The following is a 20910-nucleotide window of genomic DNA, read 5'->3' on the forward strand; positions in this document are numbered from 1 at the left end:
CTCAAGGCCGCCGGGCCGCTGCTGCTCGGGGGTCGCGAGCTGCCTCCGCTGGGTGCCCGGGTGGTGGCGCTGCTGCCGGCCGGGCTGCTGGCGGCGCTCGTCGCCGTGTCGGCGGTCGCGCAGGGACCCAGGCTGGTGCTCGACCCGCGGCTGCTCGCGCTGGCCGTGGCCGCGTTCGCGCTGCGGCTGCGGGCGCCGTTCGTCGTCGTCGTGCTGCTGGCTGCCGCCACGGCCGCTGCCGCCCGCGCCCTGGGGTGAGCCTGTCCGCGTCTGCTGCCGCGTTCCGGAGCGGTCCCAGAACGCACCCAGAAGTCGAGCGCACGATGGCGCCCATGGACACCTCGCCGACCTTCCCGCTGGACCGCCTCGCGGACCGCGCCCGTCGCGATCGAGCCCGCCGCACGGTCAGCGTGATGACCGCCGTCACCGGGACCGCCGCCGTCGTCGGCGCCGGTCTGCTCGCCGTTGCCCTCAGTCCCGCCCAGGCCGGCGCTGCCGCCGGGCCGAGCCCCTCGGTCACCGCCACCCCCCCGATCAGCGCCCCGGCTTCCGCAGCCCCGGCCCGCGCCGCCGCCCCAGCGCCGGCCGCCCCGGCCCCGGCCCGAGCCGCCGCCCAAGCCCCGGCCGTCAGCTCCGGCTACGGACGTGCGGTGGCGTCGTCGGGCTCGAGCTGATGTCGACGACCCGGGGCGCGGTCCAGGATCTCGCCGTCGCTGACCTGGGCCTGCAGTCGTCCAGCTGGAGGGTCTGGGGGACGTCCGTCCGCCTGGTCGTCGCGGACGGGATCGAGCCGGCGCGGCGTCGGGTCGAGGAGGTCCTCGCCGGCGTCGACGCGGCCGCGAGCCGGTTCCGGCCCGACTCCGAGCTGTCCCGGCTGACCCCCGGAGTGTGGACGGAGGTCTCCCCGCTGCTGGCCCGCTGCCTCACGGTGGCCCGGGACGCGGCCGCAGACACCGACGGCCTGGTCGACCCGACCGTCGGGCTGACGCTCTCCGACCTGGGCTACGACCGCACGTTCCGCTCGGTGCTGCCGGACGGTCCCGCGCTGACGGTGGTCCGCAGCCCCGGCGGTTGGGAGTCGTTGCGGGTGGAGGGGACGAGGGTCCTCGCACCCCCGGGGCTGGACCTCGGAGCGACCGCGAAGGGGCTGGCTGCAGACCTCTGCGCCGCCGCGGTCGGCGAGCTCGTCGGCGACGCGCTGGTGGGACTCGGCGGGGACCTCGCCACCGCAGGCAGCCGCAGCTGGCCGGTGCTGGTGACCGACACCTCCGACCCCGACCACCCGCAGCCGGAAGTGGGAGCCGCCGCCGAGAGCGCGCAGGTGGTCGACCTGGTCGGGGGGCTGGCCACCAGCGGCACCGCGGCCCGCCGGTGGACCCGCGGCGGTCGGCTCATGCACCACCTGATCGATCCCCGCACCGCACTGCCGGCGGACGGTCCGTGGCGCACCGTCAGCGTGCTGGCCGACACCTGCGTCGGAGCAAACGTCGCCTCGACCGCGTCGGTGGTGCTCGGCGCAGCCGCGCCTGCCTGGCTCCGGGAGCGGGGCTACGCCGCGCGGCTCGTCGCCCACGACGGCACGGTGACCCGGGTCGGGGCGTGGCCGCGGCCATGACGGTCCTCGCCTCCGCGCCGACCCTGGGCCAGGCCCCGTTCTGGTACCTGACCCGCAGCACCGGCGTCGTCGCGTTCGTGCTGCTGACCCTGACGATGGCGTTCGGGGTCGCCGCGACGCACCGGGCGGTCGCCGCCCCTCGCTGGCCACGGTTCGCGACCCAGCACCTGCACCGGAACCTGTCGCTGCTCGGGGTGGCGTTCCTCGTCGTGCACGTCGTGACCACCGTCGTCGACGGCTACGCCCCGATCGGCTGGTGGGCGGCGGTCGTTCCCCTCGCGTCCCGGTACCGCACCCTCGGGGTGTCGCTGGGCACGCTGGCCTCCGACCTCATGCTCGTGCTCCTCGTCACCTCGGCCTGGCGGACGCGGCTGCCGCAGCGGCTGTGGCGGGTCGTGCACCTGGCGGCGTACGGGCTCTGGCCGCTCGCCTGGGTGCACTTCCTCACCACCGGCACCGACGCCGGCTGGAGCGGTGTCGGCCTGTGGATCGCGGTGGTGTCGCTGCTGGTGGTGGTGGCGGCCTCCGCCGTCCGCTGGGTCACCCGCGAGGGGGCCCGCGGACCCGTGGCGAGCCTGCGATGAGGCTGCTGCTGGCCGAAGGCAGTGGGGCACAGGCGCACCTGGCCGCGCACGGGCCCCTCGTGCTGCCCGCGCCCGGGGTGCTGCTCGAGGCGGTGGAGGCCTCCGGGTTGCTCGGCCGCGGCGGGGCCGGGTTCCCGTCCGGGCGGAAGATGCGCACGGTCGGGGCCGCCCGGCGCCCGGTCGTGCTGGGCAACGGCTGCGACGGGGAACCCGCCAGCGGCAAGGACACCCTGCTGCTGAGCGACTTCCGGGACCTGGTGCTCGACGGGCTGCAGGTGGCCGCGCACGCCGTCGGTGCCAGGGAGGCGCACCTGGCCCTGCACGCAGGCAGCCCCGCCCGCGACGGCCTCGTGCTGGCGCTGGCCCGCCGCCAGGACGCGGTGCCGGTCCGTCTGCACGCGGTCCCGCCGCGCTACGTCGCCTCCGAGGAGTCGGCGTTGGTGAACCTGGTGAACACCGGGTCGTCGCTGCCGACGTCCAGCCCGCCGCGGCCCTACGAACGGGGCATCGACAAGCGCCCGACCCTGGTGCACAACGTCGAGACGCTGGCCCACCTCGCCCTGATCGCGCGGCACGGACCGGACTGGTTCCGGGCCGTCGGGGACCCGGCCGAGCCGGGCACGATGCTGGTGACCGTCTCCGGTCCGGGGGCGCGCAGGGTCGTCGAGGTCGCGACGGGGACCTCGGTGACGGACCTGCTGCGCGACCACGGGCTGCTCCTCGGATGCGGTGCGGTGCTCGTCGGTGGCTACTTCGGCAGCTGGTTCACCGTCGAGGAGGCCCATCACCTCACCCTCACCCAGCACTCGCTGCGCGCGGCCGGCGGAGCACTCGGCGCGGGCATCGTGGTGGCCCTGCCCCGGTCTGCCTGCGGGCTGACCGAGACCGCCCGGGTGGCGGCCTACCTCGCCGCCCAGAGCGCCGGTCAGTGCGGACCGTGCGTGAACGGGCTCCCCGCCATCGCCGGCGCGGTCACCGAGCTGGCCGCCGGCCGCCGGACGCCGTCGCTGGACTCCGACCTCGAGCGTTGGCTCCGGATCGTCCCCGGCCGCGGGGCCTGCCGGCACCCCGACGGCGCCGTGCGGTTCGTCCAGACCGCGTTGCGGGTCTTCGCCGACGACCTGGCCGAGCACCGCGGCTCCCGCGAGGAGACCGTGGCGGCGATGATCCAGCGGACCGTGGAGCGCATCTACACCGAGGAGGAGGAGAACCGCTTCCTCGAGGTGACCTACGCCGGCGGCGACAAGGAGATCCTCTACTTCAAGGACTTCAACTCCGGTGCGATGATCCAGAACATCGTCGACCGGGCCAAGAAGATGGCGATCAAGGACTTCCTCACCATCGCCCAGAAGGGCATCCGCGTCGAGCACCTCCTGGCGGCCTGCGTCGACGAGTTCAAGGAGAACGAGGACCTGCCCAACACGACCAACCCGGACGACTGGGCGCGCATCTCCGGCAAGAAGGGCGAGCGGATCATCTACATCCGCACGCTCATCAACGGCAAGGACGGCACCGAGCCGGGGCGGTCCATCCACAACGTCGCCAACACGGGACAGTACCTCTGAGGTCCCGCCCCTGTCACAAAAGGGTGTAGCCGCCGTCGATGACGACCGTCTCCCCGACGACGAAGCGAGAGCCGTCCCCGGCGAGGTAGGCGACGAGGTCGCCGAGCTCGTCCGGCTCGCCCATCCGCCCGGCCGGGGTCCGGCGTAGCCACTCGTCGCGCATCTGCGGCTCGCGGGCGGCGACCTCGCGGGTCATGTCGGACGCGAAGTAGCCGGGAGCGATCGCGTTCACCCTGATCCCCAGCGGGATCCACTCCACGGCGAGGCTCTTGGTCAGCATCGAGACGCCGGCCTTGGAGGTGTTGTAGGCGGCCTGCTGCTGCGGCACGTTGACGACCATCCCGGACATCGACGCGATGTTGACGATGCTGGCCGTCAGCCCGGCGTCGACGACCCGGCGGGCGAACTCGCGGCAGACGACGAAGGCGCCGGTGAGGTTGACGTCGATGACCCGCCGCCACTCGGCGGTGGACGTCTCCAACGCCGGCTTGTCCATCGCGATCCCGGCCGCATTGACCAGGACGGTGGCCACCCCGAGGGCGTCGGAGGCGAGGTCCAGTCCGGCGAGCACGGATTCGTCATCCGTGACGTCGACGTGGTGCCCGACCACCTGCCGCCCGCTCCGGGCCGCGAGCTCGGCGGCCACGGACTCGAGTCGGGGCAGGACGTCGAAGAGGGCGATGTCGGCCCCGCGGGCGGCCAGCGACCTGGCCATCGAGAGCCCCAGCCCCCGGCCTCCGCCGGTGACCACGGCCACTCGCCCGACGAACGAGTCCCCGCGGGCCGCAGAGTCCGATGGACGTGCTGGCGCCGGCCCGCTCACGAGATCAGCGCCGGACCCGGGCGGCGAGCGCCCGCCACCCGAGCAGGAACGCGCCGAGGACGATCGTCGTGACGACCATGAACGAGAAGGCCGTCCCCTGGCCGGTCACTGCCCTCAGGAGCATCCCGACGACGACTGCGCAGGCCCAGACGGGTATGCCGTGACCGAGGGTCAGCGGCCACGCTCCGGACCGCCGGCGCACCAGCGCCCAGCCGACGCCGGCACCGACGAGGAACGGCCACGCCGTGAGCACCGCTGCGAGAACGGGATTCGTCTCGTCGTGGCTGGCCCGGCCGATCGCGGCGAAGACGGTGACGAGCGCGCCGTCGGCCACGGCGGCCTGCCACGGTCGCGGCGCCATCAGAAGGGGAGCCTGGGCTGTGGTGGGGCGTGCGTCGGGTCGACGCCCTCGAACAGCGACGAGACCGACTTGCCCTGGTGGATCCGGGAGATGGCCTCGGCGAAGAGCTCGGCCACGGAGCGGATCCGCAGCTCGGGCCAGCCCTGCGGCGGCGGCACGGTGTCGGTCGTGACGACCTCACTGATCATCGGGTGGTCGCGCAGCCGCTCGACCGCCCGGCCGGCGAAGAGGCCGTGGGTGCAGGCCACCGACGCCTCGGTGCACCCGACGTCCTTGAGCCGCTCGAGCAGCTCGACGATCGAGCCCCCCGTCGCGATCTCGTCGTCCAGGACGATGGCCCGCTTGCCGGCGACGTCACCGACGATCGCGTCGATGACCACCCGGTCGTCGGCCAGCCGCTGCTTGGACCCCGCCGCGACCGGCAGCCCGAGCAGCCGGGCGAACTGCGTGGCCGTCTTGGCGTTGCCGAGGTCGGGGGAGACGACGATGGTGTCCGTGAGGTCGGCGCCCCGGTAGTGGTCGGCGAGCACGCCGATGGCCGTGAGGTGGTCGACGGGCACGGAGAAGAACCCGTGCACCTGCGGGGCGTGCAGCGCCATCGTCAGCACCCGGCTGGCGCCCGCGGTGGTGAGCATGTCCGCGACGAGGCGACCGCCGAGCGAGATGCGGGAGGCGTCCTTCTTGTCGGACCGGGCGTAGGCGTAGTGCGGCATCACTGCCGTGATCTGCGCGGCCGACGCCCCCCGGGCCGCATCGATCATCAGCAGCAGCTCCATGAGGTGCTCCTGCGTCGGGGGCACGAGCGGCTGGACGATGTAGACGTCACGCTGCCGGCAGTTCTCGAGCAGCTGGGCCTGGAGGCAGTCGTTGCTGAAGCGCTTGATGTCGACGCGGGAGCGGGTGACGCCGAGGTGCTCGCAGATCCGGTCGGCGAGCACGGGATGAGCAGATCCTGAGAAGACGACGACGTCGTTCACGGGCACCCTTCCGGGGGACGGCGGCGATTGTCCATCAGACTAACGGCCCCCGGTCGCGCGCGGAACCGCCCGGTCGGTGCCCAGGTGGCGGCTCAGCTCGGTGGCGAGCTCCAGCCGGGCCTGGGGCCCGCACACCGTCGCGCCCGGGAAGCTCATGAACCCGTGCGGCGCACCGAGGTAGGTGGTCGCCCGGACCGACACCCCCGCGGCGGCGAGCTGCGCGGCATACGCCTGGCCCTCGTCCCGCAGGGGGTCGAGGTCGGCGGTCTGGACGAGCGCCGGAGGCAGGCCCTCGAGGCTCTCGGCGAACAGGGGGGAGACGAGGGGGTCCTCGCGGGAGAGGCCGCTGCGCACGACGTAGAGCTCGAGGAAGGCGTTGATCGACGAGAGCGTGAGGACGGGGGCGTTGGCCAGCTGCCGCACTGACGGAAAGCTCTGGGTGGCGTCGACCCCCGGGTAGAGCAGTGCCTGGTGGGCGATCCGCGGGCCCCCCTCGTCGCGGACGACCTGGCAGACGACGGCGGCGAGGTTGCCGCCGGCGCTGTCGCCGCAGACCGCGGTCCGCTCGGCGTCCCCGCCGAAGCGGGCGGCTGCCCCGGCGGCCCAGCGCACGGCGTCGACGCAGTCGAGGGCCGCCTGGGGCGCGGGGTGCTCGGGGGCCATCCGGTAGTCGATGCTGAGGACCACCGACGGTACGGCGTCCGCGATGAACCCCGAGAGCGGGTCGTAGCCGCGGGGGTCACCGAGCACCCAGCCCCCGCCGTGGAGGAAGACGACGACGGGGTGGGGGCCGGGCGCGGCCGGGCGGTACACCCGCACCGGTATGCCGTGCCCGTCCCGGGCCTCGAAGGTCGCCTCCTCGATCCGGACCCCTCGGGGCACGGCCCCCGTCACCCACGTGTACGGCGCACGGGTCGGGGCGACGGCGGCCCTCAGCCTGCGGATCTCCTCGAGGTCGAGGTTCTCGACCGTGTCGTGGCCGAGGCGGTCGAGGACGGCCGTGAAGAGGCGGGTTCGCAGCGGCATTCGTGACATGCGCCCCAGTCTGCCCGCGACGTGTCGCGGGGGCGACATAGGGTGAGCGGCATGACGGTGCGGCGCGTGATGGGGATCGAGACGGAGTACGGCATCTCCGTGCCCGGCGACCCGACCGCCAACCCGATGATGCTGTCCGGACACGTGGTCAACGCGTATGCCAGCGCCCACGGCGTGCGCTCGGGGCGGGCCTCGTGGGACTACGCCGACGAGGCCCCGTTGCGCGACGCCCGGGGGTTCGAGATCAACCGGGCGCTCGCCGACCCGAGCCAGCTGACCGACATCGAGGACCCGACGCTGGCCAACGTCGTGCTGACCAACGGCGCCCGGCTCTACGTCGACCACGCCCACCCGGAATACAGCTCGCCCGAGGTGATGACACCGCGCGACGTCGTCGCCTGGGACCGCGCGGGCGAGCTGATCATGCTCGAGGCGGTCCGCCGGCTCAGCGCCGTCCCGGGGACGGCAGGGGTCAACCTCTACAAGAACAACACCGACGGCAAGGGCGCCTCCTACGGCACCCACGAGAACTACCTCATGCGGCGCGAGACCCCCTTCACGGATATCGTGCGCCACCTCATCCCCTTCTTCGTCGCCCGCCAGGTCATCGTCGGGTCGGGCCGGGTCGGGATCGGGCAGGACTCGCGCACCCCGGGCTTCCAGCTGAGCCAGCGGGCCGACTTCTTCGAGGTCGAGGTGGGACTCGAGACCACCCTCAAGCGGCCGATCATCAACACCCGCGACGAGCCGCACGCCGTCGCCGACCTCTACCGCCGCCTCCACGTCATCATCGGCGACGCCAACCAGTGCGACGTCGCCAACCTCCTCAAGGTCGGGACCACCTCACTCGTCCTGGCGATGGTCGAGGACGGCGCGCTGACCCGGGACCTGACCGTCGCCAAGCCTGTGGCCACCCTGCACGCCGTCTCCCACGACCCCTCGCTGCGGACCCGGCTGACCCTGCGGGACGGCCGGCGGCTCACCGCGCTCGAGCTGCTCTGGGAGTACTACGAGGCGGCGGCGGCATACCTCGACGCCCGTGGACTCGGCGGTGACGACGACCCCGACACCGCCGAGGTGATGCGCCTCTGGGCGGACGTGATGACCCGCCTCGGCACCGACACCATGTCGTGCGCCCGCGACGTGGACTGGGTCGCCAAGCTGCAGCTGATGGAGGGCTACCGCGACCGGGACGGGCTCGCGTGGAGCGACCCGCGCCTGAGCGCGATCGACATCCAGTGGAGCGACGTGCGTCCCGAGAAGGGCCTGTTCCACCGGCTGGCCGAGCGGGGCCGGATCACCAGCCTCGTCGACGCCGTCGAGGTCAAGGCGGCGATGACCGAGCCTCCGGAGGACACCCGGGCGTGGTTCCGCGGCAAGTGCCTGGAGAAGTTCTCCGGCCAGGTCGCGGCCGCCTCCTGGGACTCGGTGATCTTCGACGTCCCCGGCCGGCAGGCGTTGCAGCGGGTGCCGATGCTCGAGCCGCAGCGGGGCACCAGGGCGCACGTCGGCGCGATCATCGACCGCAGCCCCGACGTGGTGACCTTGTTGCGTGAACTCGACGCGGCCGCGGACTAGGGTCAGACCAACGGGAGCACCCTCGCGACAGCGGCGGTGAGAGTGGAGGAGAGTCATGCCAAGCCAGGAGCAGAGTCGGCCCCAGCGGCGCGAGGACGCGCCCGACGAGGGCCCCGAGCCGACCCCCGTCGCGCCCGAGACCACCGCCCGCAAGGAGGCCCTCGACGACGACATCGACAACGTGCTCGACGAGATCGACGGTGTCCTCGAGTCCAATGCCGAGGAGTTCGTGCGCGGGTTCGTGCAAAAGGGCGGCCAGTGAGCCGGGACGTGACGTCCGGCCGGCTCCCCGACGCCTTCCGCGTGCCCGGGTCCTCCTCCTTCACCGAGTTCATCGGCCAGGTGGCACCCGAGCTGCTGCCCGGGAGCCGAGCACTGCCGATCGGCGCCACCGTGGACGCCCCGCACGGGACGACGATCGTCACGGTGGAGTACGCCGGCGGGGTCCTGATGGCCGGCGACCGACGGGCCACCATGGGCAACCTCATCGCCAACCGCGACATGGAGAAGGTCTTCTCGGCCGACGAGTACGCCGTCGTGGGCATCGCCGGCACGGCCGGGCTCGCGATCGAGCTGGTCAAGCTCTACCAGGTCGAGCTCGAGCACTACGAGAAGATCGAGGGCGCCCTGATGTCGGTGGAGGGCAAGGCCAACCGCCTCGCCAGCATGATCCGTGGCAACCTCGGCAACGCGATGCAGGGCCTCGCGGTCGTGCCGCTGTTCGCCGGGTTCGACCTCGACGACCGCGCGGGGCGGATCTACTCCTACGACGTGACCGGGGGGTGCTACCGCGAGCACGACCACCACAGCATCGGGTCGGGGTCGCTGTTCGCTCGCGGGTCGCTGAAGAAGCTGTGGCGGCCCGGGCTCGACGAGAGCGCTGCCGTCCGGATCGCCGTCGAGGCTCTCTACGACGCGGCCGACGACGACTCGGCGACCGGGGGCCCCGACCTGGGCCGGCGGATCTGGCCGACGTTGGCCGTGGTCGACGTCGAGGGGGTGCGCTTCCTCGACGACGAGACGCTCGCCTCCGTGGTGGCCACGATGGTCGAGGCGCGTCGCGACAACCCGGGAGGTGCCCGATGAGCATGCCGTTCTACGTCTCGCCCGAGCAGCTGATGAAGGACAAGGCGGACTACGCGCGCAAGGGCATCGCCCGCGGCCGCTCTGTCGTCGTCCTCGGCTACGACCGGGGCATCGCCTTCGTCGCGGAGAACCCCCAGAGCCTGCGCAAGATCTCGGAGATCTACGACCGGATCGCCTTCGCGGCGGTCGGGATGTACTACGAGTTCGAGAACCTGCGCGTCGCGGGCATCCGGTATGCCGACCTGCGGGGCTACTCCTACGACCGCAGCGACGTCACGGCGCGGGGTCTGGCCAACGCCTACGCGCAGACGCTGGGGACGGTCTTCACCCAGGAGCCGAAGCCCTACGAGATCGAAATCGTCGTGGCCGAGGTCGGCACCGACGCGGACCACGACCAGATCTACCGGCTGACCTACGACGGCTCGGTGTCCGACCAACACGGCTTCGTCGTGATGGGTGGCGCGATTACCCAGGCCGAGGAGACCCTCAAGGAACGCTGGCGCCCCGGGCTGTCCCTCGGCGAGGCGCTCGGCATCGCCGTCGACACGCTGGCCGCGGACCCCAACGGCGGCGAGACCCGCACGCTGACGGCCGACCAGCTCGAGGTCGCGGTGCTCGACCGGCAGCGGCCCCGGCGGAAGTTCCGCAGGATCGGCGGGCAGCTCCTGGAGGACCTGCTCAGCAGTGACAGCGACATCTCGGACGCCCCAGAGATCGACGACGACCGCCCCGGGCACCACGACGTCCTGATGGGCGAGCGGCGCGAGACGCCCGGCACCGACCGACCCTCGAACCCGGAAGGGCGCGACCCCGAGCAGCGGGGCCCTCACCACGACGACGACCACCCCCAGGAGCCGCACCAATGAGCATCTACGACCACCTTGTGACCACCCTCGGTGGCGGCGCGGCGGACCTGCACGAGTACGCCGACACCGCGGTGCTTGTCGTCAACGTCGCCTCCAGGTGCGGCCTGACTCCGCAGTATGCCGGTCTGGAGCGGCTCCAGGAACGCTTCGCCGACCGGGGCTTCTCCGTCCTCGGCTTCCCGTGCAACCAGTTCCGGGGCCAGGAGCCCGGCACGGCGCAGGAGATCCAGGAGTTCTGCAGCGCGACCTACGGGGTGACCTTCCCGATGTTCGACAAGGTCGACGTGAACGGCGCCGACCGGCACCCGCTCTATGCCGAGCTGAGCGAGGTCGCCGACGCCGAGGGCAGGGCCGGCGACATCACGTGGAACTTCGAGAAGTTCGTCATCGCACCGGGTGGCACGTCGGTCACCCGCTTCGGTCCGCGCACCGAGCCTGAGGCCGACGAGGTCGTCGCCGCCATCGAGAGCGTCCTGCCCGGCGGACCCTGACCCCGTTCCTCGGAGCAGTGTCGTTCCTCCGGAGCATTGTGGCCCGAGGGGGGCGACAACACTCCGAGATCCGGCTGGCAGTCGGCCGGCGGCGGTCCGTGGTCGACGGCGAGGGGCCGGGCAATCAGCGGCTGGCCAGCAGCGCGAGCTCGTCCGCCCGGTCGAGACCTGCCCGGCGCCCCGTCCGGTCCAGGCCGAGCTCGCGCTCCCAGCCCAGCGCCGACCGGGTGGTTTCGACAAGGTCCCGACTGACCAGCCCCGCCTCGAGGGCCGACACCGGGTCGCGGGCCGAGAAGCCCTGCCACTGCGGGTCGCGCATCCACAGCGCCAGCGACCGCGGCCCCATGAACTCCTCGACCCCGGCCGCCACGAGCGCCTCGTCCGGGACCGGCACCACCTCACCGGTGAACCGTGAGGCCCGGCTCGCCGCGTCAACGACCTCGCGCAGCGTCCGCCGCGCCCCGCAGGCGTCGACCACGCCCGTGGTGCCCCCGAGCCCGGCCCGGACGAGCCAGGGTGCCAGGTCGTCGACGTCGACGACCTGTGCCGGCTGGTCGATCGTCTCGGGCACGAGCACCGGCCCACCGTCCTGCTGCGCGAGCGCGAACCGCCCGGCCCAGTAGCCGAACCGGTCGCTGAGGTCGCCCCGCCCGGCGATCAGCCCGGACCGCGCGACGAGGGCGTCGCCGCCACGGTATGCCGTGACCGCGGCCTCGCACGCGACCTTCGCCTCGCCGTACTGCTCGGGCCCGGACTCCTCGCCCTCGAAGGCCGCGAGCAGGGGGGTGTCCAGCCCGGCGCCGGGGACGGAGTGGTCGGCGTAGACCGAGCAGGAGGACACCAGGACCCACCGCGTCGCGTGCTCGGAGAGGGCCGCCAGCGCCCCTCGTGCCTGCCCGGGCTGACGGGTGAGGTCGACGACGAGGTCCCATTGCTGCCCCGCCGGCAACTCGGCATACGCGGTGGGGGTGCTGCGGTCGCCCCGCACCAGCCGGGCGCCGGCGGGGACCGTCCCGCTCTCACCCCGGGCGAGGCAGGTGACCTCGTGACCGAGGGCGAGTGCCGCCCGGGCCACCTCGCCGCCGAGCCAGGAGGTCCCGCCGAGGAGCAGGACCCGGTCGGAGCTCGGTGACGTCGCCATGGCGCCACGCTGTCAGCGACGCGACCCGGGTGTCACGCCCTTTCGCTCTCGGCGAAGTCCGGCGGCTTAAGGTGAGGAGATGGAGCGGCGGATCTTCGGGATCGAGAACGAGTACGGGGTCACGTGCACGTTCGACGGACAGCGCCGCCTGACGCCCGACGAGGTCGCGCGCTACCTCTTCCGCAAGGTCGTCTCGTGGGGACGCTCCAGCAACGTCTTCCTCGGCAACGGTTCCCGGCTCTATCTCGACGTCGGGTCGCACCCGGAGTATGCGACCCCGGAGTGTGACGACCTGCGCGAGATCGTCATCCACGACAAGGCCGGCGAGCGGATCGTCGAGGGCCTGGTCGAGGATGCCCAGATCCGGCTGCGGGAGGAGGGCATCGCCGGCGAGATCTATGTCTTCAAGAACAACACCGACTCGGCAGGCAACTCCTACGGCTGCCACGAGAACTACCTCGTCGGGCGCTCGGGGGAGTTCCAGAAGATCTCCGACGTGCTCATCCCGTTCCTGGTCAGCCGCCAGATCACCTGTGGCGCAGGCAAGGTCGTCACGAGCAGCGCCGGCGCACGCTTCTGCGTGAGCCAGCGCGCCGACCACATCTGGGAGGGCGTCTCGTCGGCGACGACGCGCAGCCGACCCATCATCAACACCCGGGACGAACCGCACGCGGACGCCGAGAAGTACCGCAGGCTGCACGTCATCGTCGGCGACTCGAACATGTCCGAGACGACGACACTGCTCAAGATCGGCTCCGCCGACCTCGTCCTGCGGATGATCGAGGCCAGCGTCGTCATGCGCGACATGGCCCTGGAGAACCCGATCCGGGCGATCCGCGAGATCAGCCATGACCTGAGCGGGCGCAAGCCCGTCAAGCTCGCGAACGGCCGCGAGCTGTCGGCGCTGCAGATCCAGGGTGAGTACTACGAGCGGGCGATGGCGTTCGTGGAGCGAGAGGGCCTGACCTCACCGATCCAGAAGCAGGTGCTGGACCTGTGGGGCCGCACCCTGGCGGCCGTCGGCTCCGGAGACCTCGGCGCCGTCGACACGGAGATCGACTGGGTGATGAAGTACCGCCTGATCAGCCGCTATGCGCAGAAGCACGACCTGCCGCTCTCCCACCCGCGGATCCTGCAGCTCGACCTCGCCTACCACGACATCAACCGCCGCAGGGGGCTGTTCTACGTCCTGCAGAAACGCGGTCTCGCGGCGCGGGTCTGCACGGACATCGAGACCTTCGAGGCCAAGGTGCGGCCACCGCAGACGACGCGCGCCAAGCTGCGGGGGGACTTCATCCGGGCGGCGCAGGAGCACCGACGAGACTTCACCGTCGACTGGGTGCACCTCAAGCTCAACGACCAGGCGCAGCGCACGGTCCTGTGCAAGGACCCCTTCGCCGCCGAGGACGTCCGGGTGGCGCGGCTGATCGACAGCATGTGAGACCCCACAGGTGACCGCGTTACAGTGGCTCGCTTCCCGATCCCGACCGAAGGTGCTCCAGCGTGCGCTCTTTCCCCAAGGCAGTGGTTGCTGCGGCAGCTCTGTCCCTTTCCCTCCTCACGGCCTGCAGCTCCTCGAGCCCCACCGGCTCGGCCAGCAGCACGCCGGGCGGCACCGCTGGTGCGCAGACGTCCGGCTCCACCGGAGCCCACAAGCCGCTGAACAAGCCCGAGGACCTCAAGGTGCTCGACGGGATCGCGGTCTCGGGCGACGACCCGGCCAAGGCGCCGACGGTGGCGATCGCCGCCCTCCCGGTGAGCGTGAGCGCCACGGCCGTCAAGGTCCTCAAGGAGGGCACCGGCGAGGAGAGCACCCCCGCGAGCCGGGTCACGGTCCGCACGGCGCTCTACCTCGGCAAGGACGGCAAGCAGCTCGACAGTGACTACGAGAAGGCCGGTTCGCAGTCCTTCGTCCTCGGCAGCGGCCAGACGATCCCGGGGCTCAACACCGCACTGACCGGGGTCAAGTCCGGCTCGCGCATCCTCTTCGCCATTCCGCCGGTGGACGCCTTCGGCGCCGCGGGCCAGACCGCCGCGGGCATCGGCGCCATCGACAACCTCGTCGTCGTCGCCGACATCCTGTCCGTGGGGACGCCGCTGGCCAAGGCCGAGGGCACCGCCGTCCCCCCGGTCGCCGGGCAGCCCACGGTGACGTTCGACGACAAGACCGGCCCGGCCATCACCGTGCCCAAGACCCCGGCCCCGACCGAGCTGGTCAGCCAGCTCCTGGTCGACGGCAAGGGCGCCGAGGTCAAGGGCGGCCAGTCGATCACCGTGCACTACACCGGCGTCGTCTACGCCGACGGCACCACGTTCGACTCCTCGTGGACCAAGGGCTCGCCCTTCACCTTCACGCTCGGCACCGGCGGCGTCATCCCCGGCTGGGACAAGGGTCTGGTCGGCAAGAAGGTCGGGTCGCGCGTCCTGCTCGTCGTCCCCCCGGCCGACGGCTACAAGGACCAGGCCAACGGCAAGATCCCGGCCAGCTCGACGCTCGTCTTCGTCGTCGACATCCTCGACGCCGGCTGACCCACCCGCTGCGCGACCAGCACCCACCACCCCAACCCCCGAGAGGAACCCACCCATGGCACTCGACGCCAGTCGTTCCAAGCCCGAGCTCGACTTCCCCGGTGACGAGGCCCCGACCGTGCTCGTCGTCGAGGACCTCATCGACGGCACCGGGGACGAGGCCAGGGCCGGGCACACGGTCAGCGCCCACTACGCCGGCTGGGCCTTCTCCAGCGGCGAGGAGTTCGACTCGTCGTGGAACCGCGGCGCGCCACTGGACTTCCCGCTGGGCGGCGGTCGGGTCATCCAGGGCTGGGACCAGGGCATCGCCGGCATGAAGGTGGGCGGCCGCCGCAAGCTGACCATCCCGCCCCACCTCGGTTACGGCGACCGCGGCGCCGGTGGCGCCATCAAGCCCGGCGAGACGCTGATCTTCATCGTCGACCTCGTTGACGTGCGCTGAGCCGCCCTGCTGGTCAGGACGGTCCGCGCGGCGCGCACCGCAGGCTTCGCGGCGTTCGAGGCCTCGCGGCGTCACAGGAGCGACGCGGCATACCGGCCGGCGGCCGCAGCGGAGAGGAAGCTCGCCGGGTCCTGGCGGTAGCCGCGCCCCATCGTGGCGAGCGTGACCGGCGAGGCATGCAACGCCTCCTCGAGCCCGGCAAGCTCGACGTCCTGGCGCCGCAGCCGGCCGCTGCTGGCCGCGACGAGGGCGTCCGCCTGCCCACGGACGAGCTCGCCGAGCGGCCCGTCCAGCAGGGGGACCGGCAGGTCGGCGGGCACCAGCGCCACCCGTCCGTATGCCGTGAGGCTGTGGTGGGAGATGCCGCGGTGGCGATCGCGCGGGTCGGCTCCCGAGACGCGCAACGACGCGATCGGGCGGCCACCGAGGATCCCGGCGGCGTTGAGCGCCTCGCCCGCCATCACGCCGGAGAAGCCCCAGCGGGTGCCGGTGCCGAGGTTGCCCGGCCCCTGGGCGACGACCGCCACGTCGGCGCGCGCGACGAGGGCGGCGGCGAGCAGACCGGTGTGGACGGTGACCGCCTCGACGTCGCCCCCGAAGGCCTGCCCGACGCTGATCGTGCTGGTCACCCAGCCGCTGGCACCCAGCGCCGCGACGGTGCGAGAGAAGGCCAGGGGGAGCGCGCCGCCGTCCGTCATGAGGTAGGCGACCCGCGCGTCGGGCGCCCGTTCGCGAAGGCCCGCGATGATCGCGGGGAGGGCCGAGTGGAGGTCGGCGACGATGACCGGGAGGCCGTCGAGCGTGTCGGCGTCCGCGAGCACCCCGTGGTGGGGGCTGTCCTGCTCGTCCACGCCGAGCACCATCGTCTGCAAGGGGGTGTAGCGCGCCTTGACGACGTGGCCCGGCTGCCCGTCGGGCGGTTCGGGCGGGAGCCGGTCCGGCAGGGCGACCACCAGACCGACGCCGCCGGTGCCCAGGCCCCGCTCGAGGGCCGTGACGTTGACGAGCGCCTCGTCGCCGGCCTCGGGGGACCCGACGAGGTCGGTGTAGGCCAGCGCCGTGACCGTGGCGCCTCCCTCGTGCAGGCGGAGGGTGCACTCGACGGCGCCCGGCCGCCGCGACGTCACGGCGAGGATGCTGCCCCTGCGGATCCGGATCACGTGCGCAGACTAGCGATCGCGGGGGTCGGGTAGGTTCGGCGTCATGAGTGTCCAACCGTCAGCGGCAGCGAAGACCGAGCGTCTGCTCAACCTCGTCATCGCGCTCCTGTCGACGCGGATGCCGCTGTCCAAGGCCAGGATCCGCAGCGCGGTCCCGCAATATCTGTCGACGGCGTCAGACGAGGCGTTCGACCGGATGTTCGAGCGGGACAAGGACGAGCTGCGCGAGCTGGGGATCCCGCTCGCCACGGCCGTGATCGACCCGCTCTTCGACGACGAGCTCGGCTACCGGATCGACAAGCGGGAGTACGCCCTGCCGGAGATCGCCTTCGAGCCCGACGAGGTCGCAGCGCTCACCCTCGCGGGTCGGGCGTGGGCCCGGGCGAGCCTCGCCGGGTCGGCGGCCGGCGCCCTGCGCAAGCTGCGCTCGGCGGGCGTCGAGATCGACGACTCGTCGCTCGTCGGCATCGAGCCCGTCGTGCGCACCACCGAGGACGCCTTCGAACCGATCCGTAAGGCGCTCGTCAACCGGCAGGTCATCACCTTCGGCTACCGCAAGTCCGACGGGGAGACCTCGCAGCGGACCCTCCAGCCCTGGGGCCTGACCCAGTGGCACGGACGGTGGTACGTCACGGGCCACGACGTCGAGCGGGGCGCCGAGCGGGTCTTCCGGCTCAGCCGGATCGACGCGGGGGTGACGCCGACCGGGCGACCGGGCGCCTTCGCGCCGCCCTCGGACCATGAGCCCCGGGTGCTCGTCGAGCAGACCCAGACGCCTCGCGAGCCACCGGGGCGCGCGGTGCTGAGGGTCAGCGGCGGGTCCGGCAACACGCTGCGACGACGGGCCCGCGACACCCGCGACGAGCAGGACGGCTGGTCAGTGCTCGAGGTCGACTTCCGGGACCTCGACCGGCTCGCCGACGAGGTGGCCGGTTTCGGCCCCGACGTCGTGGCGACCTCGCCGAAGGAGCTGCGGCACGCCGTGGTGCGGCGCCTGGCCGGCGCCCGCGGACCGACCGCGGACGGCGACCTCACGCATACCGGGGTGAACGCGTGACTGCGGCCGCGGCCCGCAAGCCGACGCCGGAGTCAGCCACGACGCGCCTCTCCCGGCTCCTGACGATGGTCCCCTGGCTGCTCAGCCACCAGGGCGTCGACATCGACGAGGCTGCCGCCGAGTTCGGGGTCAGCAGGGCCCAGCTCGTCTCGGACCTCGAGCTGCTCTTCCTCTGCGGGACGCCCGGCGGGATGCCCGGCGACCTCATCGAGGCCGACTGGGAGGACGGCAAGGTCTACCTCGGCAACGCCGACCACATCGCCCGGCCGCTACGTCTCACCGTCGACGAGGCGCTGACCCTCATGGTCGGCCTCCGGGCGCTCGCCTCGACCCCCGGAATCGCCGAGCACGAGGCGGTGTCGCGTGCCCTGACCAAGCTCGAGGAGGCGACCGGGGCGGTCGGCGCCGCCAGCGCCCGCATGCAGGTCTCCATCGACGACGGCGCCCAGCAGTCGACGCTGACCGGCGCGCGCCGCGCGGTCCAGGACCACCGGCGCGTCCACCTGCGCTACCTGGTCCCGGGCCGCGACGAGGTCAGCGAGCGTGACGTCGACCCGATGCGGGTCGTCAGCCTCGACGCCCGGTGGTATCTCGAGGGCTGGTGCCACCGGGCCGAGGACGTCAGGCTGTTCAGGGTGGACCGGATCCAGGGTCTCGACATCCTCGAGCAGGACGGCACGCCGCCCCCGCACGCCCAGCCGCGGGACCTGGCCGGAGCCGCCTTCACGCCCCACGCGGACGACCTCGAGGTCGTCGTCGAGACGGACCGGTCCGCCGGGTGGATCGTGGAGTACTACCCGACCCAGTCGGTCGAGGAGCTCGGCGACGGGCGGCGCCGGGTCACCCTGCGGGTCAGCGACCCGTCATGGGTGCGCCGGCTGGCCTGGCGGATGGGCGGCCACCTCAGGGTGGTCGCGCCCGCCGATCTCGCCGCGAGTGTGACGTCCGGGGCCGAGGCGGCCCTGGCGGCCTACGCGGCCCCACCCACACCTGCCCCGGGTGAGGCGCGCCCCGCCGCGGACGGCTAGGCTCCGCGGGCGATGAGACTTCTCCTGTGGATCCTGATCTGGATCGTGCTCGTGCTCGGGGCCGCGTGGTACCTCTGGCGCAAGGTCCGGGTCGCGTGGCGGTCCTCGCGTCAGCTCGGCGCCGAGCTGCTGGTCGCCGAGCGGCGGCTTGGCGAGGTGCGCGAGCAGGTCGAGCAGCTGCAGCACGGCAGTGACGCCGCCCAGGAGCTCGCCGTCTTCGGTGACGTAGGCGCCCTGCGCGCGGAACGGGACGCCATGCGCCAGACGTTGGGTCAGCAGCGGCGCGCGCGCGCAGCAGGGAAGCTGCCCGGCTGGGCACGCCGCGTAGACTCATAGCGACACCGACCCGGAAGGCCAGTCAGACCATGTTGAGAGACCTCGCCCAGCCCAGCCATCTGCTGATCCTGGCCGTCATCATCGTCGTGCTCTTCGGTTGGAAGAAGCTGCCGGACGCCGCGCGCAGCGTCGGTCGCTCGATGCGGATCTTCAAGTCGGAGATGTCCGAGATGAAGAGCGACGGCAAGGAGGCCAGGCCGAGCCCGGCCGCCACCGACACCGTCCCGGGCACCGTCCCGCCGGCCGCGACATCACAGACCCCCCCGTATGCCGCTCCGCCGGCCGGCGCGCAGCCGGCCGCCCCGCAGCCGGTGGTCCCGCAGCCGGTGGTCCCCCAGCCCATGGTCCCCCAGCAGTCGCCCGTCGTCCAGCAGCAGCACTCCGGCGCGGACGCCGCCCGTCACGACAACCCGGCGCTCTGAGCGCCGCGTACCCCTACCACCGGCACACACCTCCACGTGACGCGGCGCTGACCCGTGGCCAACGGCAGGTTTCGGCGTCAACGTGACCCCGACGGTCGGATGTCCCTCGGCGACCACCTCCGAGAGCTGCGCCGTCGCGTCCTCATCGCCGGTGCGGCGGTCTTCCTCGGGGCGATCGCCGGCTGGTTCGTCTACAACCCCCTGCTCAACAAGCTGTCACAACCCGTCGACGAGCTGAACCTGCAGCGAGGGGCAAACTTCGCCAAGCTCAACTTCGGTAATCTCACGGACCCGTTCGCGGTCCACACCACCGTGGCCCTGTTCGTCGGGCTCGTCCTCGCCTCACCGGTCTGGCTCTTCCAGGTCTGGGCCTTCATCGTCCCGGGGCTGACCCGCCGCGAGAAGCGCACCTCGCTGATCTTCATCGGGACGGCCGTGCCCCTCTTCCTCGCGGGCGGCTGGCTGGCCTACATCACGTTGCCCAAGGCGGTCGACGCGTTGCTGTCGTTCACGCCTGACGGCTCGTCCAACATCCTGCCGGCTGCCGACTACCTCAACTTCGTCCTGAAGTTCATTCTCGCCTTCGGGCTGGCCTTCCTCCTGCCGGTCTTCCTCGTGGGCCTGAACGCGGCCGGGGTGTTGCCCGCGCGGATCATGGTCAAGTCCTGGCGGCCGGCGGTCTTCCTGATCTTCCTCTTCGCGGCGGTGATGACACCGTCACCGGATCCCTGGTCGATGATCGTCCTCGCGATACCCATGGTCGGCCTCTACTTCCTCGCCGTCGGGATCAGCTTCCTGCTCGACCGTCGCAAGGCCAGGCGCGAGCCGAAGACGAGCTGGCAGGACCTGCCGGACGACCAGGCGTCCCCGCTGTAGCGTTCGGACGTGCCCACGACCTCTGCACTGCGGATCGGGGTGCTCGTCAACCCCACGGCGGGACGCGGTCGGGGCGCCGTGTTCGGCGCGCGCGCCCGGGCCCGCCTTCGTGCTGACGGGCACGAGATCGTCGAGCTGTCGGGCACCGACGCTGCGGACGCCCGCGCCCGCGCGGGGTCCGCGATCGCCGCCGGCGCCGTTGACGTCCTGTGCGTCGTCGGGGGAGACGGCACGGTCCACCTCGGCGCCAACCTGTGCGCCGGGTCGGACGTGCCCCTCGCCATCGTCGCGGCCGGCAGCGGCAACGACAACGCCCGCGAGCTCGGGCTGCCGGTCCGTGACCCTGAGGCCGCCGTCGCCCTCATCACCGAGGGCGCCGTCCGCCGGGTGGACGCCGGCCGGTGCCGGCTCGCGGACGGCACCGATCGCTGGTGGCTCGGTGTCCTCGGTGGCGGGTTCGACTCGGTGGTCAACGAGCGCGCAGCCCGCTGGTCCTGGCCGGACGGACCGATGCGCTACCGCCTCGCCGTGGCCCGGGAGCTGCCCACCTTCTCGGCCATCCCGTATGCCGTGACCCTCGACGGGGTGCGGCACGAGACGGAGGCGATGCTCGTCGCCGTCGCCAACGGTCCCGCGTTCGGTGGGGGCATGAGGGTCTGCCCGGACGCGTCCTACGACGACGGCCTTCTCGACGTGCTCATCCTCCACAAGATCTCGGCCGTCGCGTTCCTCCGGGTCTTCCGGAAGGTCTTCCGGGGCACCCACGTCGGGCACCCCCGGGTGGAGATCCTGCGGGGCCGCCGGGTGCGTCTGGAGGCCCGGGGCATCGTCACGCAGGCCGACGGCGAGCGCTTCGAGCTGCTCCCGATCGACGTCGAGGTGGTGCCCGGCGCGCTGCGGGTGTTGGCTCCCCGGCATACCGGAACGCTGACGTAGCC

The 20910-nt window shown here is 72.5% G+C and carries 25 protein-coding genes; 19 read left to right on the forward strand and 6 right to left on the reverse strand.

Translation table 11 applies throughout. The annotated features are described in order from the left end of the window. From ACLL9L_RS00640 to ACLL9L_RS00660, 5 genes are all read left to right on the forward strand, one after another. On the forward strand, positions 1–258 hold a 258-nt coding region (locus tag ACLL9L_RS00640), incomplete at its 5' end, for an AzlD domain-containing protein (protein ID WP_411282707.1). Between the two features lie 74 nt (positions 259–332). Beyond that, positions 333–674 (forward strand): hypothetical protein, encoded by a 342-nt coding sequence (locus tag ACLL9L_RS00645; protein WP_411282708.1) that lies wholly within the window; start codon positions 333–335, stop codon positions 672–674. After that, entirely contained in the window at positions 674–1615 is a 942-nt protein-coding gene (locus ACLL9L_RS00650) for an FAD:protein FMN transferase (protein WP_411282709.1), read from the forward strand. The genes ACLL9L_RS00645 and ACLL9L_RS00650 overlap by 1 nt, the downstream gene beginning before the upstream one ends. Next, positions 1600–2199: a ferric reductase gene (locus ACLL9L_RS00655; protein WP_411282710.1), complete on the forward strand. Its 600-nt coding sequence runs from the start codon at positions 1600–1602 to the stop codon at positions 2197–2199. Before ACLL9L_RS00650 ends, ACLL9L_RS00655 begins: the two co-directional genes overlap by 16 nt. Next, positions 2196–3764: an NADH-ubiquinone oxidoreductase-F iron-sulfur binding region domain-containing protein gene (locus ACLL9L_RS00660; RefSeq protein WP_411282711.1), complete on the forward strand. Its 1569-nt coding sequence runs from the start codon at positions 2196–2198 to the stop codon at positions 3762–3764. The genes ACLL9L_RS00655 and ACLL9L_RS00660 overlap by 4 nt, the downstream gene beginning before the upstream one ends. Positions 3765–3777: 13 nt before the next feature. Here ACLL9L_RS00660 and ACLL9L_RS00665 read toward each other — a convergent pair whose 3' ends face one another. From ACLL9L_RS00665 to ACLL9L_RS00680, 4 genes are all read right to left on the reverse strand, one after another. Next, positions 3778–4515, reverse strand: coding sequence for an SDR family NAD(P)-dependent oxidoreductase (locus ACLL9L_RS00665; protein ID WP_411282712.1), 738 nt, complete (start codon positions 4513–4515; stop codon positions 3778–3780). A 76-nt stretch (positions 4516–4591) separates the two neighbouring features. Continuing rightward, entirely contained in the window at positions 4592–4948 is a 357-nt protein-coding gene (locus ACLL9L_RS00670) for a DUF3054 domain-containing protein (protein WP_411282713.1), read from the reverse strand. Further along, the gene (locus tag ACLL9L_RS00675) at positions 4948–5925 is read right to left on the reverse strand and encodes a ribose-phosphate diphosphokinase (protein WP_411282714.1); all 978 of its coding nucleotides are present in this window, start codon (positions 5923–5925) and stop codon (positions 4948–4950) included. Before ACLL9L_RS00675 ends, ACLL9L_RS00670 begins: the two co-directional genes overlap by 1 nt. Positions 5926–5964: 39 nt before the next feature. Beyond that, complete coding sequence (locus ACLL9L_RS00680; protein ID WP_411282715.1) at positions 5965–6960, reverse strand: alpha/beta hydrolase fold domain-containing protein; 996 nt, start codon at positions 6958–6960, stop codon at positions 5965–5967. Between the two features lie 51 nt (positions 6961–7011). Between ACLL9L_RS00680 and dop the strand changes: the two genes are divergently transcribed. From dop to ACLL9L_RS00705, 5 genes are read left to right on the forward strand one after another with little or no spacing between them, the layout of a single operon-like run. Further along, positions 7012–8538 carry a depupylase/deamidase Dop gene (dop, locus tag ACLL9L_RS00685; RefSeq protein ID WP_411282716.1) on the forward strand — a complete coding sequence of 509 codons (1527 nt, stop codon included), beginning with the start codon at positions 7012–7014 and terminating at the stop codon, positions 8536–8538. A gap of 55 nt (positions 8539–8593) precedes the next feature. Beyond that, entirely contained in the window at positions 8594–8800 is a 207-nt protein-coding gene (locus tag ACLL9L_RS00690) for a ubiquitin-like protein Pup (protein ID WP_411282717.1), read from the forward strand. After that, the gene (gene prcB / locus ACLL9L_RS00695; RefSeq protein WP_411282718.1) at positions 8797–9624 is read left to right on the forward strand and encodes a proteasome subunit beta; all 828 of its coding nucleotides are present in this window, start codon (positions 8797–8799) and stop codon (positions 9622–9624) included. Before ACLL9L_RS00690 ends, prcB begins: the two co-directional genes overlap by 4 nt. After that, entirely contained in the window at positions 9621–10490 is an 870-nt protein-coding gene (prcA, locus tag ACLL9L_RS00700; RefSeq protein WP_411282719.1) for a proteasome subunit alpha, read from the forward strand. Before prcB ends, prcA begins: the two co-directional genes overlap by 4 nt. After that, complete coding sequence (locus tag ACLL9L_RS00705; RefSeq protein WP_411282720.1) at positions 10487–10981, forward strand: glutathione peroxidase; 495 nt, start codon at positions 10487–10489, stop codon at positions 10979–10981. The genes prcA and ACLL9L_RS00705 overlap by 4 nt, the downstream gene beginning before the upstream one ends. Before the next feature lie 124 nt (positions 10982–11105). On the opposite strand, the gene ACLL9L_RS00710 is transcribed toward ACLL9L_RS00705, so the two are convergent. Further along, entirely contained in the window at positions 11106–12122 is a 1017-nt protein-coding gene (locus tag ACLL9L_RS00710) for an NAD-dependent epimerase/dehydratase family protein (protein WP_411282721.1), read from the reverse strand. Positions 12123–12201: 79 nt separating this feature from the next. On the opposite strand from ACLL9L_RS00710, the gene pafA reads away from it, so the two are divergent. The 3 genes from pafA to ACLL9L_RS00725 all read left to right on the forward strand — a co-directional run bounded on the left by pafA (position 12202) and on the right by ACLL9L_RS00725 (position 15093). Further along, positions 12202–13563 carry a Pup--protein ligase gene (gene pafA / locus ACLL9L_RS00715; protein WP_411282722.1) on the forward strand — a complete coding sequence of 454 codons (1362 nt, stop codon included), beginning with the start codon at positions 12202–12204 and terminating at the stop codon, positions 13561–13563. Between the two features lie 62 nt (positions 13564–13625). Beyond that, a complete protein-coding gene (locus ACLL9L_RS00720) occupies positions 13626–14651 on the forward strand; it encodes an FKBP-type peptidyl-prolyl cis-trans isomerase (protein WP_411282723.1) in 1026 nt (341 codons plus the stop codon). A gap of 55 nt (positions 14652–14706) precedes the next feature. After that, positions 14707–15093, forward strand: a complete 387-nt coding sequence (locus ACLL9L_RS00725; RefSeq protein ID WP_411282724.1) for an FKBP-type peptidyl-prolyl cis-trans isomerase — start codon at positions 14707–14709, stop codon at positions 15091–15093. A 71-nt stretch (positions 15094–15164) separates the two neighbouring features. Here the strand turns inward: ACLL9L_RS00725 and ACLL9L_RS00730 are convergent, their stop codons facing one another. Continuing rightward, positions 15165–16253: a DUF3866 family protein gene (locus tag ACLL9L_RS00730; RefSeq protein ID WP_411282725.1), complete on the reverse strand. Its 1089-nt coding sequence runs from the start codon at positions 16251–16253 to the stop codon at positions 15165–15167. Positions 16254–16296: 43 nt separating this feature from the next. Here ACLL9L_RS00730 and ACLL9L_RS00735 point away from each other — a divergent pair, with 43 nt between their 5' ends. The 6 genes from ACLL9L_RS00735 to ACLL9L_RS00760 all read left to right on the forward strand — a co-directional run bounded on the left by ACLL9L_RS00735 (position 16297) and on the right by ACLL9L_RS00760 (position 20908). Further along, positions 16297–17310, forward strand: coding sequence for a helix-turn-helix transcriptional regulator (locus ACLL9L_RS00735; RefSeq protein WP_411282726.1), 1014 nt, complete (start codon positions 16297–16299; stop codon positions 17308–17310). After that, entirely contained in the window at positions 17307–18338 is a 1032-nt protein-coding gene (locus ACLL9L_RS00740) for a helix-turn-helix transcriptional regulator (RefSeq protein ID WP_411282727.1), read from the forward strand. The genes ACLL9L_RS00735 and ACLL9L_RS00740 overlap by 4 nt, the downstream gene beginning before the upstream one ends. Before the next feature lie 12 nt (positions 18339–18350). Next, positions 18351–18674 (forward strand): hypothetical protein, encoded by a 324-nt coding sequence (locus ACLL9L_RS00745; protein ID WP_411282728.1) that lies wholly within the window; start codon positions 18351–18353, stop codon positions 18672–18674. 29 nt (positions 18675–18703) lie between these two features. Beyond that, the gene (tatA, locus tag ACLL9L_RS00750) at positions 18704–19096 is read left to right on the forward strand and encodes a Sec-independent protein translocase subunit TatA (RefSeq protein ID WP_411282729.1); all 393 of its coding nucleotides are present in this window, start codon (positions 18704–18706) and stop codon (positions 19094–19096) included. 99 nt (positions 19097–19195) lie between these two features. After that, entirely contained in the window at positions 19196–19972 is a 777-nt protein-coding gene (gene tatC / locus ACLL9L_RS00755; protein WP_411282730.1) for a twin-arginine translocase subunit TatC, read from the forward strand. A gap of 9 nt (positions 19973–19981) precedes the next feature. Next, positions 19982–20908: a diacylglycerol/lipid kinase family protein gene (locus ACLL9L_RS00760; RefSeq protein ID WP_411282731.1), complete on the forward strand. Its 927-nt coding sequence runs from the start codon at positions 19982–19984 to the stop codon at positions 20906–20908. Positions 20909–20910 lie beyond the last annotated feature (2 nt).

This window comes from Lapillicoccus sp., from assembly GCF_046595215.1.
Taxonomy (GTDB): domain Bacteria; phylum Actinomycetota; class Actinomycetes; order Actinomycetales; family Dermatophilaceae; genus Lapillicoccus.